Raw genomic sequence first — 14,064 nt, 5'->3', positions numbered from 1 at the left:
GACCGACGGGACGCCCCGGGAACGGTCCGGCGCATGCCGTGTTCCGGTCAGTCGAGGAGCAGGGGATCGGGCAGGGTAGCCGAGCGGTGCATGCAGAGCAGGGTGTGCACGACTCCCGCGAGACCGGACATCAGGCTGGGCGAGAACGCCTCACGGGCCAGGCCGCCGACCGGGCCGCGTTGTTCCAGCCCGGTGAGGATCTCACCGTCGAGGCGGTCGCGGTCGCCGAAGCCGAGGGTGGTGAGGAACCGCCAGAGGCCGAGGTCGCCGTGGCACAGCGTGTGACTCCAGCCGAACCCCTCGGCGGCGCAGGCACGGGCGGCCCGGTGAGCCATGTCGAGATGGGCGGGGTCGCCCGCGCGCCGGTGCAGGTCGAGCATGCCGAGGCCGACCCCGGCGCTGCCGTGGCACCAGCTGGTGAAGAAGTCCTCCTCGGCGCCGATGCGGACGTCGAGCCAGTTGCCCTGGCCGGGCTGCCACAGGGACTCCTGGAAGGCGAAGGCCCGTTCGGCGAGGTGCTGCCAGGCGCGCCGTTCCGCCGTGGAACCCGCTTCGCCGAGCGCGAGCCGGGCCAGTGCCCAGCCGATGCCGGTGGCGCCGTGCGCGAAGCCGCCGATGCCCTCGGGGTTGAGCCGGGTCGTCCAACGGGCTCCCTGCGAGTCGACGGTGGCCAGCCGTTGAAGCCGGCGGCCGATGTGCGCGGCGGCGGCCAGCCAGCGGTCCTGTCCGGTCGCCTCGGCCAGACCGAGCAACGGGACGATGCCACCGGCCGCCCCGTTGAGGAGATCCACCTCGATGTCGTCGTCCACGAGCGGGCCTTCGAGCAGCGCGGCCCGTTCGGCGGCCCGCGCGAGCGGCCACCGCTCCCCGAGCACCCGGTGCAGCGCCAGCCACGTCCACACCTGCGACGCGGCACCGCTGAACGCACCGGCCGACGGTGTGGGCGTCTGCTCCTCGGTGCCGGTCAGCACCCGCAGCGCGCCCTCGAAGGTCTCCGCGACGCCCGGCACCTCGTCGGCGCGGCCGGCCCGGACCTCGGTCACGTACTCCGCGAGCACCAGGGCCACCCCGCCCTGCCCGGTGTAGAGGTCGGCAGGCAGGACCCTGATGGACCAGCCCGCCGGTGTGAAGACGGGACTGATCCAGGTGACCGTGCCGTCCGTGCCGTGTACCGCCCCCTCGCACAGCCGGCCCACCATCCGCGCGGCCAGCTGCCGTCGGCGCCGCTCGCGGTCCCGGGTGTGCGGCTGCTCGGCTGCGGCCTGCACACGCGCGGGCAGGGAACGCTCGTTGAGGTAGGCGCCCACCAGGGCGTCCTGGATCACCGATTCCTCCAGCGCGAAGTCGGCGGTGCACCAGTCGTCGACGGTCGCGCGTACGGCGGCCGCATCGACGGTGAAGCCGAACATCGGCACGTCACCCGCCAGCAGGTCGGCGATCTCGCCGTCGATGGTCTGGCGGTCCGCCGGCGCGCCCGGCAGCACCTCCGCGTTGCGCCGCAGGATGTCCCGGGCCCGCTCGACGGCCGCGGCCTCGTCGTGCAGCGACGCCGGGTGCCAGAGCATGCGGCCGATGTCGACGTACGCCTGGGTCGGCCGCAGGATCCGCCGCGCCCGGGCCCCTTCGAAACGGCGCAGCAGTTGCACGGGGTCCGTGCCGGGCCGGCGCAGGTGCGCGGTCATCTCGCGGAAGCCGGCCAGGATCCGGTCCCAGTACGCGCTCAGCACGGGCGTGGGACTGGGGTGGTTGCCGGCGGTCGGCATCGCCACCAGGTCCACCTCGAAACGGGCCGCGGCGGTGCCGCCGTCCGCGATCACCGGGTTCGGGATCAGCGGCTGCTGGCCCGGCAGCGCCCCCAGACCGGATATGTCGACCCCGCCGAGCGCGAAGCCGGTGCCCCGCACGGGCAGGAGACCGGTGCGCAGTACCGTGCGCCGGATGGCCGCTGCCGCCACGTCCACCGCGTCGCCCCGGCCGCTGGGCGGGAAGGGGGCGGGTGCGTCGAAGAGTGTCTCGGCGTCCACGACGACCGGCACCGGGCCGGCCGCGATCATGTTCTCGGCGTGCATGTCGGTGCCGCCGGAGAAGCGGAGGACGGCCAGCCAGTGCCCCATGTTGCGGTAGAAGGCGGAGAGTTCCGTGTCGTCCGCGCAGTAGCGGTGGTGGACGAACTCGGCCCAGCCGTAGCCTGCGCGGACCAGTGTGCGGGGCACGCGGATCCGTGCGTCCGGTGCCGGGGCACCGGGGAAGTCCGCGAACAGCTCGTCCAGCAGCTCACCGAGAGCGACGTCCGTCTCGGACCGGCGTGGCTTGTACATGACAGTCCCGCCGGTGAGGTCGAGCCGGCTGACGGTCAGGCCGCCGCCATGGCTGTCCCCGGCCCCGAAGGTCACGGCACGGAGCCGGCCCGCCGGCGTGCCGAGCAGTGGCTCGAGCAGGTGCCGGTCGGCGGCGAGTCGCTCCGCGAGAGCGGCCGTGGCCGCGACGGACAGGCGCGCGACCGCGGCGATCCGCCGGCCGAGGGCCGGGTAACGGTCGGCCAGCTTGTCGAGGTAGCCCTCCTCGCAGGCCTGCTCGACGAACGCGGTCCAGGTGCTCGTGTCCCCTTCCGGACCGGTCGGTGCGTCCTGCGCACCGGCGCCCCGCGCCAGGCGCAGCGCGTGCAGTTCCAGCAGGAAGAGACGGGCGAGCTTGGCGTGCAGCGAGCCGAGCAGCGCGTCGTGTCCGGCCTCGAGGAAGACGTCCCGCTCTTCCCGGGCCAACGCGCTCACGGCCGCCAGACGCCGGGCCAGGTCCTCCCGCCATGGGCTCGCGATGCCGCGTACGGGCTCGGAGAACCACTCCACCTGCTCGCCACCGTCCGGAGCCGACCCGCTCACCCTTGGCCCTCCCTGCTTCGCGGTACGCCGTGCCCGCTCGGGCACGCGCGGAAAAGACACGGGGAACAGCGCGAGCATGCCCTGGCACCTGCGCACCCGGCGTACGGGGCGGACCTGTCGGACATGCCGCGCGGTTCCCCGCGGGACCTACCTGTGCCGCGGACGATCAGCGGCACCGATCAGGATGCGAGCGTCAGCAGCACCAGCTGCCGCGCGATCCGCTCGGGCTGGAACAGAAGCCGTACAGGGAGTCGCTCGGGTCGGTGAGCGCGGCCTCCGCGGCGGCACCGCCGACGTACAGCGGGCCGGCGGGGTTGAGCTGGCCGTACGCGCTCTCCGCACCAGACAGCCAGGCTTCGAGGACTGCGGTGGTGTGAACACTGGTCTGAGACATCGGTGGCCTCCGAAGACGCGAGTGGGAGGGCGAATTGCCCAGGCCGAGTATCGCCGTGTTCGACAGTCCGTCAGATGACAAATCAAGCCACACTCAGGGTCGATCCGGCCAGCCGACTCCTGTGGCCCAGGCTCCCGGGCGCGCCGCGCGGGACGGGTGGGTCAGCCGGTGCCCAGCGCGGTGAGAAGGCGTGCGCAGCGCTCCGTCATCTCCGTCGCGCTCTGCTCCGGGTGGTCGGACCACCAGCGCATGACGGCCGTCACGGCGTACTGCCAGACGCTGTTGAGGAGTTCGTGGTCGAGCCGGTCGTCATGCCCGGCGCGGGCGAGGAGGCCGGCGGCACCCGCCGCGCCCATGGCGGCGAGGCGGCCCCGGTAGAGGCCCACGGCGTCGCGGACCTCGCCGGACGGCGGCAGGGCCGGGTCGTAGAGGACGGACCAGGCGTGCCGGCAGTGCTCGACCGCGGCGAAGATCGCGGAGAGGGTGTCCAGCGCATGACCGGTCGAGCCGCTGCGGGACCCGGCACCTGCCACCGCATCGGCCAGCAGCGAGCCGACCCGGTGGACGCAGGCGAGGTACAGGCCGTCCTTGGAGTCGAAGTAGCTGTAGACCAGCGGCTTGGAGATGCCCGCGCGCTGCGCGACCGCGGCGACGGACACGCCTGCGTACCCGTGCCGCCCGAACTCCTCCACGGCCACGTCGATGATCTGCCGTTCCCGGTCGGTGCGGGAGACGCCCTTGGTACCGGCCTTGCCCATGGGACTCACTCTAGCGCGTTATATGACCCACAGGTAATTTACTCGATGGTCAATTCAGGCGATGCACGGGACGGAGAGTCATGACGCGGTCGTGGTGGGGATGGGGCAATGACGAGGACGCGGTGCGCGGCGCCGAGCTCCAGGCGCTGCTGGGCCGCGTGCGGGCGTTGATGCCGGGTGACCTGACCGACCACCAGCCGCCGGACATCTCCTCGCTCGGCCTGCCCGCGCCCCGGGTCACCGCACCGGCCTCGCTCGCCGGACTGTGTTCCGCGGAGCCGGCCGACCGCGCCGCCCATGCGCACGGCAAGGCGTACCGGGACGTCGTACGCAACCTGCAGGGCGACCTGCGTCATGTACCGGACCTCGTCGCGCGGCCCCGCGACGAGCGCGAGGTGACCGACCTCCTCGACTGGTGCTCCCGCGACGGTGTCGCCGTGATCCCGTACGGCGGCGGCAGCTCGGTGGTCGGCGGTGTGGAGCCGCGGTGCGACGGGCACCGAGCCGTGGTCACCATGGACATGGGGCGCATGGACCGCGTCCTGGAGATCGACCGGACCAGCCGCGCCGCGCGCGTGCAGGCCGGCGTGTTCGGCCCGCATCTGGAGGACCAACTGCGGTCGCACGGGCTGACCTTGCGTCACTTTCCGCAGTCGTTCGAGTTCTCCACGCTCGGCGGCTGGCTCGCCACCCGTGCCGGCGGCCACTACGCCACCCTGTACACGCACATCGACGACCTGGTCGAGTCGATGCGCGTGGTCACGCCGAGCGGCGTCAGTGCCTCGCGCCGGCTCCCGGGCTCCGGCGCGGGGCCGTCACCGGACCGGCTCTTCCTGGGCAGTGAGGGAACGCTCGGCGTCATCACCGAGGCCTGGATGCGCCTGCAGCAACGCCCCCGTTGGCGCGCCGGTGCGTCGGTGCGGTTCCCGGACTACGCGGCTGCGGTGGCGGCCACCCGGGCCGTTGCGCAGAGCGGGCTGAACCCGGCGAACTGCCGCCTCCTGGACGCGGCCGAGTCACTTCTCAACGCGGGCGTGAGCGTGGGCGGAGGAGTGCTCGTCCTCGGCTTCGAGTCCGCCGACCATCCGGTGCACCACAGTCTGGAGCGGGCCGTGGAGCTGTGCCGCGACCACGGCGGGGAACCGTCCGCGCAGGCCACGGGGAAACCGGGCGAGGCCGCCGGCGCGGGCTCCGCGGACGGGTCGGCCGTGCGGACCTGGCGCTCGTCGTTCCTTCGCATGCCCTACCAGCGCGATGTGCTGGCACGCCACGCGGTGATCGCCGAGACGTTCGAGACGGCGTGCACCTGGGACCGTTTCGAAGCGCTCCACCAGGCGGTCACCGAGGCGGCGCAGGCGGCCATGCGCGAGGTCACCGGGACCGGTGTGGTCACGTGCCGGTTCACCCACGTCTACCCGGACGGACCGGCGCCGTACTTCGGTGTGTACGCACCCGGCCGCTGGGGCAGCACCGTGGCCCAGTGGGACCACATCAAGGCCGCGGTGTCCGAGGTGATCGAGGCGTCCGGCGGCACGATCACCCATCACCACGCGGTCGGACGCGATCACCGCCCCTGGTACGACCGCCAGCGCCCCGACCCCTTCGCCGCCGCGCTGACGGCCGCCAAGGCTGCCCTCGACCCGGCCGGCGTCCTCAATCCAGGGGTGCTTCTTCCGGCGCCGTGAGATCGGAGGCCGAGGCCCTGACCGAGGACGAGCGGCGGGCCCGTATCCGCCCCCCATGATGAGCAAGCGCTTAGTAACATGGGGGTGGAGAAGTCCGCATGACTGGGAGGACAACCATGCCGGTGCCGGAAGCCGAAGCCTTCTACGAGCGGGAGGCCCACGACCGGTTCCTCCCCACCGCCTACACCCGGGGCCCCTGGGACGCCGACTCCCAGCACGCCGGCCCGCCCGCCGCGCTGCTCGGCCTGGCCGTCGAGCAGCGGCCGGACGCCCGGCCGGACATGCGGACCGTCCGGCTCACCTACGAGATCATGCGCCCGGTCCCGATACGGCCGCTGACCGTGGCCACGCGCGTCCTGCGCGCCGGGCGCACCGTCGAACTGGTGGAGGCCTCCCTGGTCCCCGACGGCGGCAAGGAAGTGATGCGGGTGACGGCATTGCTGATGAAGACCGCCCCGGACTCGGTCCCGCAGGTGTCGCAGGCCCGGCAGCTGCCCGGCCCCGAGGCCGTACCCGCGAAGGCCTTCTTCCCGGTTCCGTGGGAGCAGGGCTACCACACCGCCATGGACCTGCGGTTCGCCGCCGGTTCCTTCCTCGAACCGGGCCCCGCCACGGCGTGGATGCGGATGCGGGTGCCCTTGGTCGCGGGCGAAGAGATCACGCCGCTCAGCCGGGTGCTCACGGCAGCCGACTCGGGCAACGGCGTCAGCGCCGAGCTGGACTTCCACCGGTACGTCTTCATCAACGCCGACCTCACCGTCAGCCTGCACCGCCACCCCGAGGGCGAGTGGGTCTGCCTGGACGCCCGGACCATGGTGGATGGCGCCGGCATCGGCCTCGCGGAATCCGCCCTGCACGACGAGAAGGGTCCGCTGGGCCGCAGCACCCAGAGCCTCTACGTCGCCGCACGAGGCTGAGCCGGCACCCCTGGGCCCGCGCACGACCCGGCGGGCACTGCCGCCCCGAGCGTTCCGGACGCCCGCGTGCAGGCCCGCCTGGTGCGGTCCGCGCCTGCGCCCGCGCCTGCGCCCGCTCCCGGACTCCCTGCCGACCGGACCCGAGACGCCCGGCGGCCGGGTCCGAGTCCCGGCCGCACGGCACCGGACCCACCCGATCGGCGGGCGAACCGACGGCCGGCAGCCACACATGCGGCTTACGATCGTGTATGTGGCAGACATCCCCGATGGGCTGATCGGACTGGAGCGAGCCGCCGAGGAGGCGCGCGCTCGTCTCGCGGGCCTGACCGGCGATCAGTACGCGGCCCAGGAACGCCGCTGGCGCGAGGCCTCGGACGCCGTGCGAGCGGCGATCACCGAGTACGCGGAGGCCACCGGGTCCAGCCGGCAGGACGTGGAGCATGCGGTGCGGCTGGCCCTGCACTGCGCGCAGGAGGACCCGGCCGTCGAGTAGCGGGGGCGGCGCTCAGCGCCCGGGAGCGGGCGGGGGCTCGGAACCGGCCTGCGCGGGCGCCGGCCGTCGTCCCTCACCCCGCCACGAGATCGGCCCACCGGCTGACCCCGCCCGCATGCACGCGTACCCCGTGACGCGCCGCCAGCGCGCGCACGATCACCTCGCCGCGTCCGCACTCCTCGGGGTCCAGCCCCAGCCGGGACTCTCCCGCCGGGAACGCGGGTCCCGCGTCGGTGACCTCGATACGCAGGGTGCCCGTCCCGTCGTGCCGGACCCACGACAGCCGCAGCGCGGCCGGGGGCAGAGCATGGATCAGAGCGTTGGTGACCAGTTCGGACACCACCAGCAGCGAGTCCTCCACGATCTCGGGGGACACGTTCCATTCCGCGAGGACCGCACCCACGCGTCGGCGAACGGCCGAGACGGCCCCGGCGACGGGCGGCAGCGGACAGACGTGTTCGCATGCCTCCCGAACCAGCGTGTTGAGCTGTACCGCCATTTTGTCTCCTGGGATGATCACTGCCCCGCCGGGGCGCCGGGCCGGGCACTATGCCGACCTCCAAGCACGCTAAGGAGCAGCAGCGAGGGGGTCAATGAACGATGGTCGGCATTACCGAACGCCGCAGCTCGACCGGGAACCAACAGCCGTCACCTGCACGACCAGCGAACGGTCCCGTGCAGTAATAGGCTCGCTTCATGGCCGGCCCAGTCCAGTCGATCGAACGGGCGGCGGCGATCCTGCGTCTGCTCGCCGGCGGGCCCCGCCGACTCGGGCTCGGCGAGGTGGCGGCCTCGCTCGGGCTGGCGAAGGGCACCGCCTACGGCATCCTGCGCACGCTCCAGCACGTGGACTTCGTGGAGCGGGACGCGGCGACCGGAAAGTACCAGCTCGGAGCCGCCCTCCTGCACCTCGGCACGAGCTACCTGGACGTCAACGAGCTGCGCTCCCGCTCCATCAACTGGGCCGACGCCCTGGCCGCCCGCAGCGGGGAGGCCGTCCGCCTGGGCACCCCGCTGGAAGGCAAGGTCCTCGTCATCCACCACGTCTTCCGGCCGGACGACACACTCCAGACCCTGGACGTCGGCGCACTGCTGCCCCTGCACGCCTCCTCGCTCGGCAAGGTGCTGCTCGCCTACGGGACCGCTGTCCCGGAGCCCTCCACGGATCCGGAACTGGAGGCGTACACCCGGCACACGCTGTCCACCCCCGAGCAGCTCGGTCGGGCGCTCGCCGAGGTCAGGGAACTCGGCTGGGCCGCCGAGATCCAGGAGATGAGCATGGGGGAGGCCGGGCTCGCGGCACCGATCCGGGGCCATGGCGGCCTGGTCGTCGGCGCCATCGGCCTGTCCGGCCCGGTGGAGCGGATCTGTGACGGCCAGGGCCGTCCGCGGCCGAGTCTGATCACCCTGCTCCGTGAGGCCGCACGGGCGATCTCCAGAGAACTGGGCGCCGGCCGCTGGTAGGTCCGGCCCGCTCTTCCGCAACCCGGGGAAGGCAGAACGATCATGGTGGAACGGTATGTAATGTCCATCGACCAGGGCACCAATTCCACCCGATGCATTCTGTTCGATCACCGCGGGCGGCTGGTCTCGGTGGCGCAGCAGGAGCACGAGCAGTACTTTCCGCGGCCCGGCTGGGTCGAGCACGACGCCACCGAGATATGGCACAACCTCCAGCGCGTGGTGCCCGAAGCCCTGTCCGTCGCCGGTGTCGACGCCGGCCGGATCGCCGCCGTCGGCCTGGCCAACCAGAGGGAGACGACGCTGCTCTGGGACCGGCGGACGGGTGCTCCCGTCGGCAGGGCGATCGTCTGGCAGGACACCCGCACGGCTCCGCTCGTCGACGCACTCAAACACCGGCCCGGAGAGGAATTCTTCCTGGAGCGGTGCAGCCTGGTGCCCTCGACCTATTTCTCGGCGCTCAAGCTCCGCTGGATGCTCGACAACGTCAAAGGGCTCGAGCAGCGCGCCCAGAACGGCGAGGTGCTGTTCGGGACGATGGAGAGCTGGCTGATCTGGAACCTCACCGGAGGCGCCGACGGCGGTCTGCACATCACCGACCCCACCAACGCCAGCCGCACCATGATGATGAACATCCGCACCCTCGCCTGGGACGACGACCTGCTGGCGCTCTTCGGCGTCCCCCGCCCGATCCTCCCCGAGATCAGGCCGTCCGCCGAGTCGTACGGCGAGGCCCGCACCGTGCTGCCCGGCGTCTGCATCGCTGCCGCCCTCGGCGACCAGCAGGCCGCGCTCTTCGGCCAGACCTGCTTCTCCCCGGGCGAGGCCAAGTGCACGTACGGGACGGGCAGCTTTCTGCTGCTCAACACCGGCACCGAACTCGTGCGGTCCCGCCACGGGCTCCTGACGACCGTCGCGTACAAGATCGGCGACCAGCCACCGGTGTACGCCCTGGAGGGCTCGATCGCCGTCACCGGCTCGCTCGTCCAGTGGTTCCGCGACCGCCTGGGCCTGATCAACAGCGCGCCCGAGATCGAGACCCTCGCCCGTACGGTCGAGGACAACGGCGGCTGCTACATCGTGCCGGCCTTCTCCGGACTGTTCGCGCCCCGCTGGCGCAGCGACGCGCGCGGAGTCATCGTCGGCCTCACCTCGTACATCACCAAGGGGCACCTGGCACGTGCCGTCCTGGAGGCCACCGGCTGGCAGACACGTGAGGTCGTCGACGCCATGAACGCCGACTCCTCCGTCGCCCTGAAGCAGCTCAAGGTGGACGGCGGCATGACGGCCGACAACCTGCTCATGCAGTTCGTGGCCGACGTGCTCGACGTCCCCGTGGTGCGGCCCATGGTCATCGAGACGGTCTCCCTGGGCGCCGCATACGCCGCCGGACTCGCCGCCGGATACTGGCCCGACCTCGAAGTCCTGCGCCGCAACTGGCACCGCGCCGGCCAATGGCTGCCCGCCATGGCGCCCGAGCGGCGCGAGTCGGAGTACGAGAACTGGCAGCGAGCCGTGGAACGGTCCCTGGGCTGGGCGAGGCCGCCCCGGTCCGAGGAAGCGGGCTGAGACGCGCGCGCAGCCGCGGCGGGAGGCTGGCCGGAAGTCGTCAGCAGCTGTCCGGCGAGTTCTAGTCTCGGCTTCGCTGGATGATCTCGGTGAAGGGACTGGACTGCTGTGGCGGACAAGAGGGTTGTCGTCGTGACCGGCGGAGGAACGGGCATCGGGGAGGCCACGGCCCGGCTGCTGCGCGAGGGCGGGCACGAGGTGGTCGTCGCCGGCCGGCGGGCCGAACCCCTGCGGCGCCTGGAGCGGGAGACCGGAGCGCTGGCCCACCCCAGCGACGTGGGGGACCCCGATGCGGCCGAGGAGCTGGTCCGGGCGGCACTGGCCGCGTACGGACGGATCGACGGGCTGGTGCTCAACGCGGGCATCGGGCGCGGGGGAACGGTGGGGGACATGTCGCTGCAGGACTGGGACGAGGTGATGCGCACCAACGTCACGGGTCCGCTTCTGCTGCTGCGGGCGGCGATACCGCACCTGCTGCAGTCCCGGGGATCGGTGGTCGCCGTCGCCTCGGTGTCCGCACTGCGCAACGGCACCAGCAACGCCCCGTACGCCACCTCCAAGGCCGCCCTGCTCCAGCTGTGCCGTTCCGTCGCCGTGGACTACGGGCGTCAGGGGGTGCGGGCCAACATCGTGTGTCCCGGCTGGGTACGGACCGAGATGGCCGACCGGCGCATGGCCCGCTTCGTGCAGGAGGCGGACCTCGGGGACGGAGGCGTGGACGCCGGGTACGCGGAGGCGACCAGGGCGCTGCCCCTGGGCAGGCCGGGAGAGCCGCGCGAGATCGCCGAGGTGATCGGCTGGCTGCTGTCCCCGGCGGCGTCGTACGTCAACGGCGCGGTGCTCACGGCCGACGGCGGGGCGACCGCCCTCGACCCCGGAACGCTCGCCTTCGACTTCCGCATGGCCCCGCGCGGCGGCGAGGACTCAGCCCCTGCCCGGTGAGTGCGGCCCGCTGCCCGGCCCCGGCGTCCCCCGCCTCGTGCCGACCGGGTGTTCCGGTCCGGCGGACCCGCCGCCGGACGTTGCCGCGCACTGCGCGACCGCCAGTTGTGCGGCGGCACTGTCCAGCAGCGTGTCCAGGACGACCGGGTAGGCGCTGTGGGGCATGCGCGCGGCCAGCAGGGGGGCGGTCGCGGCGATGTGGGGGTAGGACTCGGCGGGGAGCCGGGCGTAGGTGGAGGTCCACATCTCCTCGTCGGTCGCCCGGGCCTCTTCGGTCAGGGCGAGCGCTCCGGCGTCCAGGGCCGCGAAGGCGAGGCTCAGGTCGATGAAGGCGTGGTAGAGGCGGACCGCGGCGTCGTCCGGGAAGCCGGCGGTGCGCAGTATGCCGAGGATCGTCTCGTCGACCGCGATCTCGCGCGGGCGGCCGGTGACCCGGCTCGCGGTCAGGGCGGCGGCCTGCGGATGGGCCAGATACGAGGAGTGGACGGCGAGCCCGAGAGCCCGCAGGTCGCTCCGCCACTCGCCCGTCGCCGACCAGCTGTCCAGCGCCCGTCCCATCAGCTCCTCGCCGATGGCCCGGGTCAGGTCGTCCATGCCGGCGAAGTACCGGTAGAGCGTGCTGGGGTCCGCGCCGAGGGCGGTGCCCAGCCGGCGTGCGGTGAGTCCGGTACTGCCATGCTCCCGCAGCACCCGCAGCGCGGTGCGCACGATCAGTTGCTCGGACAGCACCGTGCCCTGCTGTGTCGGCCGGCGCCTGCGCCGCGCCGACTCGGGCACCACCTGCTTGGCCATGCGCACCACTCCACCTCGTCGCCGTGACGGCGGACCCTTATGCCAACGCCGTTGACTCTACAGGGGCCCGTCCCGTTGCATCAGGGCATCCCGCAGGGCGTCCGCCCGTGCGGGAGCCGTTGTGTGTGCTTCCAGGGAAGAGGTCTGTGACATGCGAGTACTCCTCGTCGGCGCTGGTGGTGTCGGAACCGCCGTCACCCGGATCGCGGCCCGCCGCGGCTTTCTGACCCACATGGTCGTGGCCGACTACGACCCGGACCGGGCCGAGGCCGCCGTGGCAGCGCTGAAGGAGCACGGGGACCGGTTCAGCGCCCGGCGCCTGGACGCCTCCGACGAGGACGCCGTGCGCCGGCTGCTCTCGGAGGAGCGCTGCGACGTGCTGCTGAACGCGACCGACCCGCGGTTCGTGATGCCGCTCTTCCGCGCGGCTCTCGCGGCCGGAGCGCACTACGTGGACATGGCGATGTCGTTGTCCGCCCCGCACGCCGAGCGCCCCTACGAGGAGTGTGGCGTCAAGCTCGGCGACGGCCAGTTCGAGCTGGCCGGCCGGTGGGCGGACTCGGGCCGGCTGGCCCTGGTCGGCATGGGCGTGGAGCCCGGCCTGTCCGACGTCTTCGCCCGGTACGCCGCCGACGAGCTCTTCGACGAGATCGAGGAGATCGGCGTCCGTGACGGATCCGACCTCACCGTGGAGGGCTACGACTTCGCCCCCTCCTTCAGCATCTGGACCACCATCGAGGAGTGCCTGAACCCTCCGGTGGTCTACGAGAAGGACCGCGGCTGGTTCACCACCGCGCCCTTCAGCGAGCCGGAGGTCTTCGACTTCCCCGAGGGCATCGGCCCGGTCGAGTGCGTGAACGTGGAACACGAGGAGGTACTTCTGATACCGCGCTGGGTGGACGCCCGCCGGGTGACGTTCAAGTACGGCCTGGGCGACGACTTCATCGCCAAGCTGAAGACGCTGCACGAACTGGGCCTGGACGCCACCGCCAAGGTCACCGTCCCCGGTGCGGACGGTCCCGTGAGCGTGTCCCCGCGGGACGTGGTCGCCGCCTGTCTGCCCGACCCGGCCACCCTGGGCGAGCGGATGACCGGCAAGACCTGCGCGGGCACCTGGGTGAAGGGCACGAAGAACGGCACAGCGCGCGAGGTGTACCTCTACCACGTGGTCGACAACCAGTGGTCCATGCGTGAGTACGGCTCCCAGGCCGTGGTCTGGCAGACCGCCGTCAACCCGGTCGTGGCCCTGGAACTCCTCGCCACCGGCGTCTGGGCGGGCCAGGGCGTCCTCGGCCCCGAGGCGCTCCCGCCCCGCCCCTTCCTGGACCTGCTCACGGAGTACGGCTCACCGTGGGGCCTGCGCGAGCAGGGCTGAGGCGCGCGGGCAGCCGGGCGCGGTCATCCACGGCGTCCGGCGCCGGCCGACCCCGTCTCCGTCGGCCTGCGCCCGTCAGGCGCTCTACCGGGACGGTCGGGCGGCCTACGGGGACGGTCGGGCGGCCTACGGGGATGGTCAGGCGGCCTACGGGGATGGCCAAGCGGCCTAGAGGGACGGCCAGGCGGCCTAGAGGGACGGCCAGGCGGCCTACCGGGACGGCCAGGCGGCCTACCGGGACGGCCGGCCGGACCTGGTCGCCGGCTCCTGTGCCAGCTTCTCCTTCTCGGCCTTGAGCTTGCGCCACACCGTGCCGAGGGCCGCTATGTCCTGCTCGTCGAGGAGGTCGGTGAAGACCGGCGCCAGGACCTCGCGGCGGGTGGCGTCCGCCTCCTCGAAGAGCCGGCGGCCCTCGGCGGTGAGCGAGACCTCGACCGACCTCGCGTCACGTGCCGACGGGGTGCGCTCCACCAGACCGCGGGCCTGCAGGGCGTCCACGACCCGGGAGACCTGGCTGCGACTGAGCATGGTGCTGTTGCCGAGGACGGAGGCGGGCACGGGCTCGGGACTGGACGCGAGCCACAGCATGACCTCGAACCAGGAGACGGGGAGATCGTGCGCCTTGACCAGGGCCCGGTCGACGCGCTCGGTCATCACCGTGCCCGCCCACACCAGCCCGTAGAAGGCGTAGTCGGCGGCGGGCATCTCGGCCTGGGGAAGCTTCTTCGGCATGGACCGAGTATAGGCGAGTTGCGTGTGCGCACACACAAAGCTATGTTGTGTGTGCACGCACATAAGT

13 protein-coding genes are annotated in these 14,064 nt (G+C 72.5%); 7 read left to right on the top strand and 6 right to left on the bottom strand.

The genetic code is table 11. The features are described 5' to 3' along the window. Positions 1-47: 47 nt before the first annotated feature. From ACZ4SF_RS14375 to ACZ4SF_RS14365, 3 genes are all read right to left on the bottom strand, one after another. On the bottom strand, positions 48-2,879 hold the full coding sequence (locus ACZ4SF_RS14375) for a type 2 lanthipeptide synthetase LanM family protein (protein ID WP_468383128.1): 2,832 nt from the start codon (positions 2,877-2,879) through the stop codon (positions 48-50). A 193-nt stretch (positions 2,880-3,072) separates the two neighbouring features. Continuing rightward, positions 3,073-3,273 (bottom strand): DUF6229 family protein, encoded by a 201-nt coding sequence (locus ACZ4SF_RS14370; RefSeq protein WP_201834299.1) that lies wholly within the window; start codon positions 3,271-3,273, stop codon positions 3,073-3,075. A gap of 161 nt (positions 3,274-3,434) precedes the next feature. After that, the gene (locus tag ACZ4SF_RS14365; RefSeq protein ID WP_468383124.1) at positions 3,435-4,031 is read right to left on the bottom strand and encodes a TetR/AcrR family transcriptional regulator; all 597 of its coding nucleotides are present in this window, start codon (positions 4,029-4,031) and stop codon (positions 3,435-3,437) included. Between the two features lie 80 nt (positions 4,032-4,111). Between ACZ4SF_RS14365 and ACZ4SF_RS14360 the strand changes: the two genes are divergently transcribed. The 3 genes from ACZ4SF_RS14360 to ACZ4SF_RS14350 all read left to right on the top strand — a co-directional run bounded on the left by ACZ4SF_RS14360 (position 4,112) and on the right by ACZ4SF_RS14350 (position 7,126). Beyond that, positions 4,112-5,716: an FAD-binding oxidoreductase gene (locus ACZ4SF_RS14360; RefSeq protein WP_468383121.1), complete on the top strand. Its 1,605-nt coding sequence runs from the start codon at positions 4,112-4,114 to the stop codon at positions 5,714-5,716. A 98-nt stretch (positions 5,717-5,814) separates the two neighbouring features. Continuing rightward, positions 5,815-6,633: a thioesterase family protein gene (locus ACZ4SF_RS14355; RefSeq protein ID WP_468383117.1), complete on the top strand. Its 819-nt coding sequence runs from the start codon at positions 5,815-5,817 to the stop codon at positions 6,631-6,633. A 250-nt stretch (positions 6,634-6,883) separates the two neighbouring features. Beyond that, a complete protein-coding gene (locus ACZ4SF_RS14350) occupies positions 6,884-7,126 on the top strand; it encodes a hypothetical protein (protein WP_468383115.1) in 243 nt (80 codons plus the stop codon). A gap of 73 nt (positions 7,127-7,199) precedes the next feature. On the opposite strand, the gene ACZ4SF_RS14345 is transcribed toward ACZ4SF_RS14350, so the two are convergent. Continuing rightward, positions 7,200-7,625, bottom strand: coding sequence for an ATP-binding protein (locus ACZ4SF_RS14345; RefSeq protein WP_468383113.1), 426 nt, complete (start codon positions 7,623-7,625; stop codon positions 7,200-7,202). A 197-nt stretch (positions 7,626-7,822) separates the two neighbouring features. Between ACZ4SF_RS14345 and ACZ4SF_RS14340 the strand changes: the two genes are divergently transcribed. The 3 genes from ACZ4SF_RS14340 (at position 7,823) to ACZ4SF_RS14330 (ending at position 11,098) form a co-directional block, all read left to right on the top strand. Beyond that, positions 7,823-8,590, top strand: coding sequence for an IclR family transcriptional regulator (locus ACZ4SF_RS14340; protein WP_468383109.1), 768 nt, complete (start codon positions 7,823-7,825; stop codon positions 8,588-8,590). A gap of 42 nt (positions 8,591-8,632) precedes the next feature. Beyond that, positions 8,633-10,156, top strand: coding sequence for a glycerol kinase GlpK (gene glpK / locus ACZ4SF_RS14335; protein ID WP_468383106.1), 1,524 nt, complete (start codon positions 8,633-8,635; stop codon positions 10,154-10,156). Between the two features lie 108 nt (positions 10,157-10,264). Further along, a complete protein-coding gene (locus ACZ4SF_RS14330) occupies positions 10,265-11,098 on the top strand; it encodes an SDR family NAD(P)-dependent oxidoreductase (RefSeq protein WP_468383103.1) in 834 nt (277 codons plus the stop codon). On the opposite strand, the gene ACZ4SF_RS14325 is transcribed toward ACZ4SF_RS14330, so the two are convergent. Continuing rightward, positions 11,081-11,890 carry a TetR/AcrR family transcriptional regulator gene (locus ACZ4SF_RS14325; protein WP_468383100.1) on the bottom strand — a complete coding sequence of 270 codons (810 nt, stop codon included), beginning with the start codon at positions 11,888-11,890 and terminating at the stop codon, positions 11,081-11,083. The two genes, ACZ4SF_RS14330 and ACZ4SF_RS14325, sit on opposite strands and share 18 nt — an antisense overlap. A 151-nt stretch (positions 11,891-12,041) precedes the next feature. Here ACZ4SF_RS14325 and ACZ4SF_RS14320 point away from each other — a divergent pair, with 151 nt between their 5' ends. Beyond that, complete coding sequence (locus ACZ4SF_RS14320) at positions 12,042-13,265, top strand: saccharopine dehydrogenase family protein (protein ID WP_468383098.1); 1,224 nt, start codon at positions 12,042-12,044, stop codon at positions 13,263-13,265. Positions 13,266-13,496: 231 nt separating this feature from the next. Here the strand turns inward: ACZ4SF_RS14320 and ACZ4SF_RS14315 are convergent, their stop codons facing one another. After that, positions 13,497-13,997 (bottom strand): MarR family winged helix-turn-helix transcriptional regulator, encoded by a 501-nt coding sequence (locus tag ACZ4SF_RS14315; protein ID WP_468383095.1) that lies wholly within the window; start codon positions 13,995-13,997, stop codon positions 13,497-13,499. Between the last annotated feature and the right edge of the window lie 67 nt (positions 13,998-14,064).

The sequence above is a fragment of the Streptomyces sp. NPDC027663 genome (assembly GCF_055566415.1).
This window is presented reverse-complemented; position numbering and strand designations above follow the sequence as displayed.